We start from the raw sequence: 13,218 nt of genomic DNA on the forward strand, positions 1-13,218 counted from the left end.
CTTATTGCGAGTTCCCTGAATAATTTACAAGTGTCTATTGTGGAATATAACATTTGTCTTAAAATCTCGTAAAATGCTTCTTATCTTTGTACAAAAAAACAATATGGATATTATTTTTAAAACCTGGTCTTGGTCTGTTTCCGGTTTTTTGATCGGCTTGATTATGCTGGCACTTATTTATTTCGGAAAGTCTTTTGGAATGTCTTCTAATTTGCGTTCGCTTTGTTCGATGGCTGGTTTAGGAAAACGAGTTTCTTTTTTTGATTTTGACTGGAAAGCACAACGCTGGAATTTAGTGGTTGTTCTTGGCGCAATGTTAGGTGGTTTTGTTGCCGTTCATTTTATGAGTGATGCTTCAAATGTAACTATTAATCCTAAAACAATTGCACAATTAGCACAACTTGGTATTGAAGCTCCAAACGGAAAATTAATGCCGGATGCGCTTTTTGGAATCTCCATTTTAGAATCCCCAAAGCATATTTTTATACTGCTTATTGGTGGTGTTTTGGTAGGTTTTGGCTCTCGTTATGCAGGAGGTTGTACTTCAGGACATGCCATTTCAGGCTTGAGTAATTTACAAATTCCTTCGTTGAAAGCCGTAATTGGATTTTTCATTGGTGGATTGATAATGGCGCATTTTTTATTGCCATTAATTGTAAAGTAGATAAGCAATCATTGACTCATAATATAAAATAAAAAGAATGAAAAATATACTAAAATATCTATTGGTTGGATTTGTTTTCGGAATTGTTTTGACTAAATCTGAAGCCGTTTCCTGGTATCGCATTTATGAAATGTTTCAATTTCAGTCGTTTCACATGTACGGAATTATTTCGGTGGCTATCTTGACGGGAATTATTGGCATTCAAATCATTAAACGAAACAATATAAAAGACATTAAGGGAGAATCTATAGAAATTCCGGATAAAGAAAAAGGCTCTGCCAGATACTGGATTGGCGGATTGTTTTTTGGATTGGGTTGGGCATTGGTAGGTTCTTGTCCGGGACCAATATTCATCTTGCTTGGGGCTGGTTTTTGGACCATTTTGATAGTGCTTTTCGGGTCTCTTTTAGGGACCTATCTATATGGACTATTGAAAAATAAATTGCCTCATTAATCGAAAAACACTTGACATCAAAATAGCATTCTCTTGTGGGAATGCTATTTTTTTTTGTTTAATTTTAAAATGCCGGAAACAATCAAATATTGCGCAAGTAAATAGGTTGCCATAATCAGAAAGGAGCTGTATTGCAATGGCGCATAGAATTTATCAAAGGCCAAAAGACTATCTGAAGCTACAAAAACAGTAGCGCCAATTAATATATAGCTGTTGGCAGGTTTTTGCCAGTTTAAAAAACCCTTGAGCGCAAATAACAACATAATTGAAATAGTAAGGGCATATAATAGAACAGGAATTTTTAAGTCCCCTAAACTTGGCAATAAAAGCAACATCATTACGATTAAATAAACTACGATTACTGTAACTCCTACCCAGAAAATAATTTTACTATTCTTTAAATAAATTTTCAATTGTTTGTTAAATAGTATGATATACGAAATGTGCGAAAGTAGAAAGGCAATCAGCCCTGCAATAAAATACAACTCTCCTTTGTCAGCAAACATCAAAATAATGTCCCCTATCCACGACAAAGTCAAAGCAGTTATAAGAACTTTTTTAGTACTAAATCTTTCGTGTAAATAAACTGTCAGAATTAAAAACGGCAATAAAAATGGTTTCAAAAACCAAGCTATAGTTTCCCAACCAAAAAGAATTAGCAATAGATAAACAAGACTAAACCCAATAAAACTCTTTACTTTTATGTTGTGTTTCATATTTTTTTTAAGATTGAACGGTAATCATGACATCTTTTTCAAAATTAATACTGACAAAATATACCGTTACAGCCAAGGATAAAAGGAGATAACCACCAATAATATAACTTGCAAAAGGAAAAAGTTGATTCATTCCAAACCAATCGCCAAAATAGAAAATTAGTCCAATTCCAAAAACAAAACGGATACTTTCCCAGAAGATGGAAATTTTGCGGGTATCCATTAATTCCGTGTAACTGTAAACGGTCAGGAAGATGAATGCGCCGTAAATAAATACATTTGGCAACCCTATCACCGCGATAGAATTATACATATAACTGATAAGTAACAACGTTATAATTGCTTGAAATAAGGACCAGTACATTAGTTTTTTAGAATATTGAACGCCGTATTTTTCAAAATCATAAACATTGGTAATTTTGACAACGGGATATTTTTCTTCAAAATTTTCTGGACGCCAGCCTGTTGGTTTAAACCAAATGATAAACTTATCTTTCCAGTTTTCGGCGCGCCAAGCGTCTGTAATCAATAGCCATAAATGCTGAAAATTTATCCGGATCGGATTCCAGGTTCTGGCTGGTCTTGTGATTCCAAAAACAGGTGGAACGCTTTCTAATTCCGCTTGAAAAGTACCAAACAATTTATCCCAAATGATGAATATTTGCGAATGGTTCTTGTCCATGTATTCTGGATTGATGGCATGATGCACCCTATGATGGGATGGTGAAACCAATATCCTTTCCAGAAAACCAATTTTCTTGATGTGCTTAGTATGGTACCAAAATTGAAGGAATAAATGAATTGGTAAGGTTATCGCAATCACTTTGGAGGGAACTCCTAAAAGTGCGGCTGGAATCAATAAAAAGGTAAACAGATTTACAAAACTGGAAACGGGCTGGCGTAGGGCACAGGCCAAATTGAATTCTTCACTGCTATGATGTATAGCATGTTTGTTCCATAAAAAGTTAATTTGATGCGACAAACGATGACTCCAATAGCCATAAAAATCAATAGCTATAAATCCAATAAAATAGGTTAAAAAGGTAGCTTCAAGATTGAATAAAGCTATTTTAGATACGATCCAATCGTAAGAAACCAGTGTGATACTAAGTCCTAAAACATCTTTTAGGGAGTTGACCATTCCAGAGCTCACGCTTGAAACAGCATCCATATTAGGTGCGGTATCTTCCCCTTTGTAATGCCCATAAATTTTTTCGATGCTAATTAATATCAAAAAAATGGGCATTACAAAAACTAAAATTTTACCATATTCTTCCATAAGAACACTTTTTTTATTCAAATATAGAATAAAAGAGAATGTTTTTTAATTATTCACAGTAATTTATTTGTCAAAGGGAATTTTTATTATTCTTAAATTATTTCTGCATTTAATCCTGCTTCTAATAATTGCGTGCATTGTGGTTTTAATTTGTCGTAAGGCCCTGTTTTTACAGTACATTTTCCGTTATAATGTACGATTAATGAACATTGTTCTGCTTGTTCCGGTGTGTGATTGCATACGCGAATTAAGGTGTCAATGACATGATCAAATGTATTTACATCGTCATTGTAAACGATGATTTCGCTGTCCAGTCGGGTGGCTTCTTTGACTAGGACTCTTTCTCTTACTTTTTCTTTAGTACTCATTTTGTAGGTTTTTGTACTTTCGTAATTAATAAAAAAATAATACTAATTTACATATTTTAAAGATACCCAATTGTTTCTTTCAAATTTTTTAACATAAGTTAGTCCTTTTTCGGTACAAGAAGTGTCTATAAATGGAATGTCTTCCTGATAGAAACCGCTTAAAAGTAGCGTTCCATTAGGGTTTAAACTGTCTACATAACTCTGTATATCGTTCAACAAAATATTCCTATTGATGTTGGCTATAATCAAATCGTATTTTTTACCTTCTAATAAAGAGGCTTCCCCTTCATAAACGGTAATGTGTTTGCAGTTATTACGTGCTGCATTTTCTATAGAATTCAAGTAACACCAATTGTCAATATCAATAGCGTCAATTGGTTGCGCTCCTTTCATTTCGGCAAGAATTGCTAATATTGCGGTTCCACATCCCATATCGAGTGTTTTCATCCCGGTTACATTTATTTCTAATAAATGTTGAATCATCATGTGAGTGGTCTCATGGTGCCCTGTTCCAAAACTCATTTTTGGTTCAATTATAATATCAAATTCGGCATCTGTTTTTGGATGGAATGGTGCTCGTACATGACAGTTTCCGTCGACATCAATGGCTTCAAAATTCTTTTCCCATTCCTCATTCCAGTTGACTTGTTCGATTTCTTCAAATGTATAATCAATCGTAAATTCTTCGGATTGTAAAATATGGATATCCGCTAAGATGGTTTCATTCCATAAATCCTTTTGCACAAAAGCTGAAATCCCGGTTTCAGTTTCTGTAAAACTCTCAAAAGCTCTTTCTCCCAATTCCGCGATTAAGATTTCAGACCCCAATTCTTTAGGTTCAATAGTAAAATGGTACGCTATATAAATATTTGACATGCTTGTTTTTTTTGCAAAGGTAACAATCGCATATTAAAGAGTATTTGTAAATCAAATTTTATTTTACATTTGTACCCAAAACACAGTAGTACACCATGAAAAAAATAATTTTATTTTGGATCTTTGTAAGTTGCATTTCCAGCAATGCGCAGGTGAATATCAAGCAAAGCAAACAAGATAATGACTTAAGATTATCGGCGCTTCCGTACTATAGTTTTGGTAAAGGAATTGGAATCACTTCTCCGGATAGTTTATACCAATTGAATATTCGGTTCCGAATGCAAAATAGGGTGACTTATATTGAAAATGAAGATGAAAAAAGGGGATATGACGGACAAATCCGAAGATTACGTTTGCGATTTGACGGATATGTGGGAAATCCAAAATTTTTATATGCAGTTCAATTGTCATTTGCTCCGGGCGATGTTGGTGAAATTAGAGAAGGTGAGAACATAAATATTATCAGAGATGCAGTTGTTTTTTACAGACCTAATAGACACTGGAATATCAGTTTTGGACAAACAAAATTACCAGGAAATCGCCAACGTGTGAATTCTTCAGGCGGATTACAGTTAACGGACCGATCGATTAACAATGCCAGATTTACAATTGACAGGGATTTTGGTTTTCAAGTTCACAATATGAATGAATTTCGGGATAAATTTTCCTATAATTTCAAAACAGCTATTTCAACAGGAGAAGGTCGAAATATCACGGGGAATACAGATGAAGGTGTTGCCTTAACAGGGAAGGTAGAGTTGTTACCGTTTGGGGCATTTTCAAGAGACGGAACCTATTTTGAAGGGGATATTGTAAGAGAAAAAAAGCCGAAATTAATGCTTTCGGGTGCTTTTCAGCAAAATAATCATGCCAAAAGAACCCAAGGTCAATTAGGAAATGATTTATTTGAAGCTCGCACTATGAAATCAGTGATGCTTGATGTTTTGATTAAATACAACGGATGGGCCGCTATGTCAAGTTATATGTCCAGAATTACTCCAAGAAATGCAGTTACAATAAATCCGGATGATATTTCACAATCTAATTTTGCTTACGTTGGTAACGGATTTGATCATCAATTGAGTTATAATTTGTTATCAAATTATGAGATTATCGGACGGTATTCTACTCAAAAAGTGGGCGAGGACATTAAGCTTTTAGCACCAAACACAAAACAGTATACCATTGGTTTGACGAAATATATTTGGGAACACACTTTTAAATTGCAAACGGAATTGACTTTTGATACCCTACATTATTTTGACGGTAATACAAAGAACAACTGGCACCTGCGTTTTCAGGTTGAAATAGGAATATAAAAAAAACGGTAAAATGAATCACCGCTTTTTTATGACGTTTAAAATTGAAATTTAGATAGCCTTTACAATTGCTACAAAATCATCAGCTTTTAGTGCGGCACCCCCAATGAGGCCTCCATCTACATCTGGTTTTGAGAAAATTTCTTTAGCATTATCCGGTTTCACGCTTCCTCCATATAGGATAGATACGTTTTCAGCAATATCGCTTCCAAAAGCTTTACGAACGGTTTCTCTTATAAATTCATGCATTTCCTGTGCTTGCTCCGGAGAAGCTGTTTCTCCTGTTCCTATTGCCCAAACTGGCTCATAGGCTAAAACGATACTGTCCCAGTCTTTAGCCTCAATATGAAATAAACCATCTCGCAATTGGTTTTCAACTACATTAAAATGATTTTTTGATTGGCGGTCTTTTAATTCTTCACCAAAACAAAAAATAACTCTTATGTCATGTTCCAAAGCCGTATTTACTTTATTCGCAATTAAAGCATCTGTTTCCTGAAAAATGGCTCTGCGTTCGGAGTGTCCTAAAATGACAACGTCTACACCTACACTTTTTAACATATCTGCCGAAATTTCACCCGTGAAAGCACCGCTTTCTGCTTGATGAACGTTTTGTGCAGCAACATCTATATTGGTAAATTCTAAATGATCTACAGCAGAAGCCAGGTTTACAAATGTTGGCGCTACAATTATTTGCACAGCAGTATCTGTAGGGATTTTTGCTATTAATTCATTTAATAAATCTTCTGTTTGCTCTGCATTTTTATGCATTTTCCAGTTTCCTGCAACAATCTTCTTTCTCATTTTGTCGTGTTATATTTAGTTTTTGGTTTCGTTTTTTTGAAGTTTTTCAAATGATAAGAACTGCATCTCAAATGGTGTTTGAATGCTTTATTTTAAATTTTCTAAAGTCTCGTTAATCGTGTCAAAATCAGTTTCAATAGCGCGGTATAAAGCAATTTTTCCGGTTTTGTCCACAATGATATATCTTGGAATCCAATCTAGGTCAATGGCTTTTGCAAATACACCTCCCATTTGGTCATTTGCCATGAAATGATCTCCTTTCAATTCGTGTTTTTCAATTCCAACTTTCCATTTATCGGCAGTTTTGTCCATTGAAATAAATAAATAAGCAACATCAGGATTGTTCACTTGTAATTCTTTGATTTTTGGCATTGCTTTGACACAATCCCCACACCAAGAAGCCCAAACTTCAATTACTATGGTTTTGCCTTCGTGTTTTTTTAAAACATCCTGAAAAGCAACCTGACTTCCGTCAGTGGCTAGTAGGGTTTCAGACAAAGCCGTTTTAGAAAATTCAGTTTTTCCCTCTTTTGCGCAAGAAAAGGCTACAATAGATATTAGAAGTAGTAGTATTTGTTTCATTATAGAGTTGTTTTTTAAACAAAGTTAAACAAACAATTGGATTGAGTTGTGCAGAATACCATATTTTGAAAGCAGAATTCAAAAATGCTTAAGCAATATCGTTATAGTTGATGAGATTTAGACAACGTGAAACCTGTTGTTACTTTGGAAATGCTATTTCTTGTCAAAATACAGTGATTATCCCAGTCTTATTTTGGGATCTAAATATGCATATACAAAATCCATTGAATATAACTTCCTTCACCGAAATTATGTACTTCTTATAGGCTTCCGGGCATATTAAACTGCGTTTATTTTTGTAATACAAATCCAAAGAGCCTGGCAAATAGGATTGCACTGAAAAAGGAAGGAATGCTCATCCCTAAAGTACTGATTAAAGCAATTAGGCGATCGATCCAGGTATCTTTGTATAAGGCAGAAATAATACCAAAAACAATTCCAAAAACAATAGCGATACCTATGGCAAATATGGCTAATACGGATGTGCTTGGCAATGTATGTCCAATAATTTGAGAAACTTTTTTTCCGCTTTTTTGAAAACTTTCTCTTAAATAGGGGGTTTTCAAAACCAATTCATTTGTACCAATTCCAAAAAGGGGTACCGCATTGTATTTTCCCTCGCTCAGAAAGTATAATCGGATTGGGTATCACTGTGCAAAGAAATAGGCAACAGGTCATTCAGATAATACAAGTATTGAGTAGCAATAGGTTTATCATAACCATATTTCTTTTTTACAATGGCCAGTTGTTCTGAATTTTCATTTTGATCCAGCATCATGCGTGCAGGATCCCCAGGCAAAACAGTAAACAAAAATAATATCACTGTAAACACTCCAAAAAGAGTAAGCAGTGCAGATCCAATTTTACTAAGAAAACATTTTAACATAAATGCTTTTAATGGGTAAAAATAATTAGCGGTTAAAGTTCTGCAATACCGTAAATCAGAACCGTCCTATTCTTATAATCTTAAGTCTTTGACGTCGTTATGATGAAGTTTTTGTGTGATTGTTCCTTTCTCGAGCAATACAATACTTGGATTGGCTCTTTCAATTGTTTTTAATGTGATGGCATCACAAAAATAAAAGTCAAATGTCAATCCATATTGTTTTTTTGCTGCAGCTATCTCTTCCGGTAAGGAAGATGTCATTCCAATTACCTTGTATCCTTTTGTTTTTGCATCTAAATACAGTTTTTCCATTTTGCCCATTCCCGCTTTATCGGCATTCACTAAATTATAGGCTACAATCAACATCAATTTTGGCTCTCGCAAGAACTGATCTTTATAATCCGAACCGTCTTTTTCCATCGTGAAGTCATGAATAGGAGGAACATATCCTTCTGTGATGACTTTGTCTTTTCGGTCTACAAATACGGCGCCTTCCGGAATCGACATTAGGTCTTTTTCGGTAAATTCTTTGTCTACACCATTCACTTTGTATATAAACACCATTTCTACCACTGATTTATCAGCGCCGTCAGGGATTTGCATTCCTTGTTGAATATTATTTCCTACCTTGAATGGTCTAAAATCTATTAATGGCAAATGGTTTAAAACGATAACGCCCATAAAGGCTGATAAAACGATACTGGCATAAATAATTATGTTTTGAACGGTAGTTCTAAATAAGGGTTGGATTAATTTTTTGTTAAAGAACAACACCAAAATAAAGAACAACAACACAATGTCTTTTGTAAACGATTGCCATGGTGTTAGTTTTAGCGCATCGCCAAAACAGCCACAATCTTTTACTACATTGAAATAAGCGGAATAAAAAGTTAGGAAGGTAAACATTACAATCAAAACCAATAAACTCCAAACCGTGACTTTAGTCTTGTATCCAATGAGTAACATAATCCCCAAAACCACTTCAAGAATCACTAAAAATAGGGCGATTCCCAGTGCAAACGGAACAAAAAAGGGCATGTTGAATACGGGTTCACTGAAATACTCTGCCAATTTATAAGAAAAACCAACAGGGTCATTCAGTTTGATTAATCCGGAGATTATGAATAGGATTCCAACGAAAATTCTAGAAAATTGAGTAATTATATTTTTCATATGAAGATAATATTTATGTTTTAATGGAATATGGTATCGCCATTCTGGATTACAGTTTGTGATTTTGGAATCCCAGTGATTTCATGTTTAGTTATTGCTTTTTATTATTTATTTCCAAAACCCATTAGAATCAAGGCAAAAATCGAATAATTTATCATGTCCTGATAATTAGCATCGATTCCTTCAGAAACTAATGTTCTTCCTTTGTTGTCTTCAATTTGTTTGACACGAAGTAGTTTTTGCAAAATTAAATCTGTTAGTGAACTTACACGCATTTCGCGCCAAGCTTCCCCGTAATCATGATTTTTGTCTTCCATTAATTCCTTGGTTAGTTTGATTTTGGCATCGTATAATTTGGTTGCCTTTTCCACACTTAAATCAGGCTGATCTGCAACGCCTAATTCCAATTGAATCAACGCCATGAGAGCATAATTGATGATCCCAATGAATTCACCCGTTTCATCTTCATCAATTTTGCGGATTTCATTTTCTTGTAAACTTCGGATTCTTTGGGCCTTAATATAGATTTGATCCGTTAATGAAGGCAGTCTCAAAATGCGCCAAGCACATCCGTAATCTTTCATTTTGTTGATATACAGTGCCCGACAAGTCGCAATCACAGCATCATATTCCTTTGAAGTATTCTTCATTATTGGTGTATATTTGTATTCAAATTTTTTCAAAAATAAGAATAATTTTTTTGAATGCAGAATGAAGGGTAAATAATGTTGAAAGTAGTAGTCTTAAAACTAAAAAAGAATGACAATTAATTGTAAAGGAATACTCATTGATCTATCAACTCCCAAAGTAATGGGAATTTTGAATGTGACACCCAACTCTTTTTTTGATGGAGGAAAGTATAAGAATGAAACCGAAATCCTTTCTCATACTGAAAAAATGCTGCTTGATGGCGCAACTTTTATAGATGTAGGTACTTATTCGAGCAAACCAAATGCAGAATTCGTTTCGGAACAAGATGAAATTTCCAGAATTATTCCTGTTATTGATTTGATTCTAAAGCAGTTTCCAGAAACAATAATCTCTATTGATACCTTTAGAAGCGAAGTAGCAAAGGCATCGATTGAAAATGGTGCGTCTATCATCAATGATATTGCAGCCGGAAATCTAGACGACAAAATGCTGGAGATAATTGCAAAATACAATGTTCCGTATATTATGATGCACATGCGAGGCAATCCGCAAACGATGCAAACACTTACGGATTACGATGATATTGTAAAAGAAATGGTGTTCTATTTTTCTGAAAAAGTAGCTATGGCCAGAAGTTTTGGAATCAATGATTTAATTATTGATCCGGGCTTTGGCTTTGCCAAAACAATAGCACAAAATTATGAAGTTTTTCAAAAAATGGACTTGTTTAACATCTTGAAATTACCACTTCTTGTGGGAGTTTCCAGAAAATCCATGATTTATAAAACCCTAGATACTTCAATCGAAAATGCATTAAATGGAACTACAGTTTTAAATACTTTGGCATTGACCAAAGGCGCAAAAATCCTTCGTGTTCACGATGTAAAAGAAGCTGTGGAATGCGTTACATTATTCAATAAAATCAATTTATAACGATGAAATATTTTATGTTGATTGTTCTTTTTACTCTTTTTTCCTGTGGAAATAAAGAAGCGGTTTTATTGCCAAAATCAAATATTTCAATTGTCAAAGTGGTAGAGGATCTTTCGCCAATCTATTTTTTTTTTTAGAACAAAAGGCTTGGATACGCTGGCTGAAGTAAACCGTAAAAACAGTATTATTTAGACCAATTGGATTCTCAATGTAGACAAACGTTAACCGTTACGACTTGCTATTCCGGATATTATGAGGTTGCAACAAAAGAAGCGCTAAGAAAAAGCACACAAGAATGAAAAGACCGAAAATTATTATTCTTATGCTAATACAATCGGAAAAAATTTAGTTTTTATACCTTTTACCAATGTGTTTTATAAATTGGAAAAACCAATTGGAACCATCATATTTTCAATAAGAATAATGAGATTTTAATTGAGAATCAAGTTTTCAAAAAAGAAAAGCTTCAAGATTTAATTAATACTGTTTTACCCAAAGACGTTGCAACTACTTTTTTATTTAGGTTTGATGAAAATTTAAGCTTTGGAAGTTATATACAAAACAAAATTTTTATTGAAAGTTTAAAAGTACAAATGAAAAGTAATCAAGAATTTATTTACTAAACTTTAAAAAAAGAACACTTCAAACGAAATAATTACTGATGATGATACGGTTCGTTTTTCAAGATCGTGAATCCACGATACAATTGTTCGATAAAGAACAACCGAACCATCTGATGCGAAAAAGTCATTAAAGACAACGATATTTTTCCTTGTGCTTTAGCATAAACCGTATCCGAAAACCCATAAGGACCGCCAATAACAAAAACTAAAGTCTTTACTCCGGAATTCATTTTCTTTTGTAATTCTTCTGAGAAGCCAACGCTGGAAAAATTTTTCCCGTTTTCATCCAACAAAATAAGTTGGTCCGTTGGTGTGATTTTTGCTAAAATTAATTCGCCTTCCTTCTCTTTTTGTTGACTTTCCGATAAGTTTTTTACGTTCTTGATATCAGGAATAATATCTAAATCGAATTTAATGTAAAAAGACAAACGCTTGGTGTAATCGTCGATCAAGGATTGTAGCGCTTTGTTATCAGTTTTACCGATAGCAATCAATTTGATGTTCATTTTTGTTAGATTTCAGAGATGCAAAGATAGAAAAATTAGCAGTTTTAAATTACATTCTCTTTAATGGAAATTAATAATCTGATTTTTAAATTTATAAAATTACGAAAGCTAAGATGCTATTTATTTTACCTCAATGCGATCAATTAGCAATTGAAATGACTCTTCTTTCTTATTGCCTATCAGGAAAGCATTTTCCTCTAATTTAGAACCGTCAATGATTAGGCTGATCTAATTTTCGTCCTCTGAAAGCTGGATACAACTGAGTGAATGGAATTTCAATTGTTTGCCAATCAGTGGTAGTTTGAAAAGGGAATACACACGAATGTGGGTCTGTACGATTTATCTTCACTCTAAATTGGTATTGTTTGCCGTCTCCTTTAATGTGGATGCAATATGTTTAGCAGGTTTTAGATACATTGGTTCAAAAACATATTTCACAGCACAAAATCCGCCATTGTTTTCTAATGAAACAGTACCTTCAAAGGTTCCCTTTCCATTTGAGTTCTAAATAAGATGTACTTTTGGATATTCCTCCCATCACAGCATCATTTACAATTTTCCAATTGCTTAGATCGCTATTTAAATTAAAATCAAAAATTAGTACAGGTGTCATTGTTGGTTGGTATTGTAACATCTTTTCGCTGAACAAATTACTATCACGCGGTAGGATTCAAAAACTAAAACGGGCCTAAACTCTTGAGGATCTACGCCAGTTTTTATTTTTGGGGAAGACTCAAATTCCTATTTTGGCAACGGAGCACCCACAGCAATATCACAGCGGTGATTGGTTTGTCCGTGTGGCGGATTCATTCCTTCAGCCGTAGGAGTTCCCTGGTCTTGCGTTGTTGCAGTTGAGACTGTATTAGCCTGAACAGGCGCGTTTTGTTGTGGCGTAGCAGAAGCATTTGTAGCAGCCGGGGAGTTCAAAGGAGCACCAACGGCTATATCACATCGGTGACCAGGTTGACCATGAGCTGGATTTGCGCCAGTGGCAACAGCAGTAGGATCCGTATTTTGTTGTTGCTGAGTGGTAGTTTGCGATTGGTTCTGCATTTGTCTGCCAACTTCAGTAAAAGGAACGATATTTGTTGGGGTAGTATTTTGTGTGTCTACTTCCTTTTTACAAGAAATAAAAAGTAGTGACGATACAAAAAGCAGGCTAAAATAAGATTTCATAAAATAGTGATTTAGTTACTAAATTCAAATATAGGATTTTAAATAGTACTGCCCTAAACAAACAATTGATTTATGGGTTTAAATAGCTAGGGAGCCTAAAATCAATTTGCAAAGCTGTAATTGCGTATGGTAACTGTGTTGTTTTCTACAATTAGATCTTTAATATGTCTAGTTTTTTTTCTTGATAAAATGGATTCATTTGTTTCTT

General features: G+C 34.2%; 14 protein-coding genes and 2 pseudogenes. 4 read left to right on the forward strand and 12 right to left on the reverse strand.

What is annotated here, in order from left to right:
* The first annotated feature begins 103 nt into the window (after positions 1-103).
* Together EKL97_RS06035 and EKL97_RS06040 are read left to right on the forward strand one after the other, a co-directional pair.
* A complete protein-coding gene (locus EKL97_RS06035; protein ID WP_126463087.1) occupies positions 104-664 on the forward strand; it encodes a YeeE/YedE family protein in 561 nt (186 codons plus the stop codon).
* 37 nt (positions 665-701) lie between these two features.
* On the forward strand, positions 702-1,118 hold the full coding sequence (locus EKL97_RS06040; protein ID WP_126462976.1) for a DUF6691 family protein: 417 nt from the start codon (positions 702-704) through the stop codon (positions 1,116-1,118).
* 44 nt (positions 1,119-1,162) lie between these two features.
* Here the strand turns inward: EKL97_RS06040 and EKL97_RS06045 are convergent, their stop codons facing one another.
* The 4 genes from EKL97_RS06045 to prmA all read right to left on the reverse strand — a co-directional run bounded on the left by EKL97_RS06045 (position 1,163) and on the right by prmA (position 4,357).
* Positions 1,163-1,834 carry a lysoplasmalogenase gene (locus tag EKL97_RS06045; RefSeq protein WP_126553597.1) on the reverse strand — a complete coding sequence of 224 codons (672 nt, stop codon included), beginning with the start codon at positions 1,832-1,834 and terminating at the stop codon, positions 1,163-1,165.
* A 7-nt stretch (positions 1,835-1,841) separates the two neighbouring features.
* Complete coding sequence (locus tag EKL97_RS06050; protein ID WP_126553599.1) at positions 1,842-3,113, reverse strand: sterol desaturase family protein; 1,272 nt, start codon at positions 3,111-3,113, stop codon at positions 1,842-1,844.
* Positions 3,114-3,205: 92 nt separating this feature from the next.
* A complete protein-coding gene (locus tag EKL97_RS06055) occupies positions 3,206-3,481 on the reverse strand; it encodes an ATP-dependent Clp protease adaptor ClpS (RefSeq protein ID WP_126564218.1) in 276 nt (91 codons plus the stop codon).
* A gap of 42 nt (positions 3,482-3,523) precedes the next feature.
* Positions 3,524-4,357, reverse strand: a complete 834-nt coding sequence (prmA, locus tag EKL97_RS06060) for a 50S ribosomal protein L11 methyltransferase (protein WP_126568458.1) — start codon at positions 4,355-4,357, stop codon at positions 3,524-3,526.
* Between the two features lie 95 nt (positions 4,358-4,452).
* Here prmA and EKL97_RS06065 point away from each other — a divergent pair, with 95 nt between their 5' ends.
* Positions 4,453-5,676, forward strand: a complete 1,224-nt coding sequence (locus tag EKL97_RS06065; protein ID WP_126562428.1) for a porin — start codon at positions 4,453-4,455, stop codon at positions 5,674-5,676.
* A 51-nt stretch (positions 5,677-5,727) separates the two neighbouring features.
* On the opposite strand, the gene tpiA is transcribed toward EKL97_RS06065, so the two are convergent.
* The 5 genes and pseudogenes from tpiA to EKL97_RS06090 form a co-directional block, all read right to left on the reverse strand.
* Positions 5,728-6,480, reverse strand: a complete 753-nt coding sequence (gene tpiA / locus EKL97_RS06070) for a triose-phosphate isomerase (protein ID WP_126568459.1) — start codon at positions 6,478-6,480, stop codon at positions 5,728-5,730.
* Between the two features lie 87 nt (positions 6,481-6,567).
* Complete coding sequence (locus EKL97_RS06075) at positions 6,568-7,062, reverse strand: TlpA family protein disulfide reductase (protein WP_126568460.1); 495 nt, start codon at positions 7,060-7,062, stop codon at positions 6,568-6,570.
* Positions 7,063-7,325: 263 nt separating this feature from the next.
* Positions 7,326-7,948, reverse strand: a pseudogene (locus EKL97_RS06080) (ABC transporter permease); the annotation flags it as partial.
* Between the two features lie 72 nt (positions 7,949-8,020).
* On the reverse strand, positions 8,021-9,121 hold the full coding sequence (locus EKL97_RS06085) for a BT_3928 family protein (RefSeq protein WP_126553607.1): 1,101 nt from the start codon (positions 9,119-9,121) through the stop codon (positions 8,021-8,023).
* A 104-nt stretch (positions 9,122-9,225) separates the two neighbouring features.
* Positions 9,226-9,771, reverse strand: a complete 546-nt coding sequence (locus tag EKL97_RS06090) for a DUF1599 domain-containing protein (protein ID WP_126568461.1) — start codon at positions 9,769-9,771, stop codon at positions 9,226-9,228.
* A 109-nt stretch (positions 9,772-9,880) separates the two neighbouring features.
* On the opposite strand from EKL97_RS06090, the gene folP reads away from it, so the two are divergent.
* Entirely contained in the window at positions 9,881-10,705 is an 825-nt protein-coding gene (folP, locus tag EKL97_RS06095) for a dihydropteroate synthase (RefSeq protein ID WP_126553611.1), read from the forward strand.
* A 655-nt stretch (positions 10,706-11,360) separates the two neighbouring features.
* Here folP and rlmH read toward each other — a convergent pair.
* The 3 genes and pseudogenes from rlmH to EKL97_RS06115 form a co-directional block, all read right to left on the reverse strand.
* The gene (gene rlmH / locus EKL97_RS06105) at positions 11,361-11,834 is read right to left on the reverse strand and encodes a 23S rRNA (pseudouridine(1915)-N(3))-methyltransferase RlmH (RefSeq protein ID WP_126462955.1); all 474 of its coding nucleotides are present in this window, start codon (positions 11,832-11,834) and stop codon (positions 11,361-11,363) included.
* Positions 11,835-12,045: 211 nt separating this feature from the next.
* Positions 12,046-12,468, reverse strand: a pseudogene (locus EKL97_RS16085) (CIA30 family protein).
* 107 nt (positions 12,469-12,575) lie between these two features.
* Positions 12,576-13,010, reverse strand: coding sequence for a hypothetical protein (locus EKL97_RS06115; protein WP_126568462.1), 435 nt, complete (start codon positions 13,008-13,010; stop codon positions 12,576-12,578).
* Positions 13,011-13,218 lie beyond the last annotated feature (208 nt).

The organism is Flavobacterium sp. LS1P28, assembly GCF_003970335.1.
Lineage (GTDB): Bacteria > Bacteroidota > Bacteroidia > Flavobacteriales > Flavobacteriaceae > Flavobacterium.